Origin of the sequence: Pseudomonas yangonensis, from assembly GCF_009932725.1 — a bacterium.
In the GTDB taxonomy this organism is placed as follows: domain Bacteria; phylum Pseudomonadota; class Gammaproteobacteria; order Pseudomonadales; family Pseudomonadaceae; genus Aquipseudomonas; species Aquipseudomonas yangonensis.
In genome coordinates, this window is sequence record NZ_BLJU01000190.1 from 1 (window position 1) to 321 (window position 321).

At 67.9% G+C, this 321-nt stretch carries 1 protein-coding gene; it reads right to left on the bottom strand.

Annotated elements, in window-relative coordinates; translation table 11 throughout:
- The coding region (locus GYB81_RS24030; protein WP_233787688.1) for an RNA repair transcriptional activator RtcR family protein at window positions 1-321 on the bottom strand (321 nt) is incomplete at both ends.

The window sequence follows — 321 nt, forward strand, 5'->3', positions numbered from 1 at the left end:
ACGGCGAGGTCTGCACCAGCCGGGCCGGCAGGTAGCGCGCCTCGGTAAGGAGGAACCAGCAGATCTGCGCGACATGGGTCCCGGTGGTGATATGCACCAGGTAGTCCTCGCGCTCGGTGTCGAAGGGGTAGGCGCTGACGAAATCGTGCAGGGCGCCATAGACCTCCTCGAAGTCCCAGGGGTTGCGCAGTTCCATCTGCTGCAGGCGGACCCCGGTATGCGGCGACACCGCGGCGATGTCGGCGCGAATCCGCCCGGCCAGGCCGAGGTCGCGGGCGTCGTTGCCGTGGATCAGTTCGAGGCGGTCGATCAGCAGGTCCG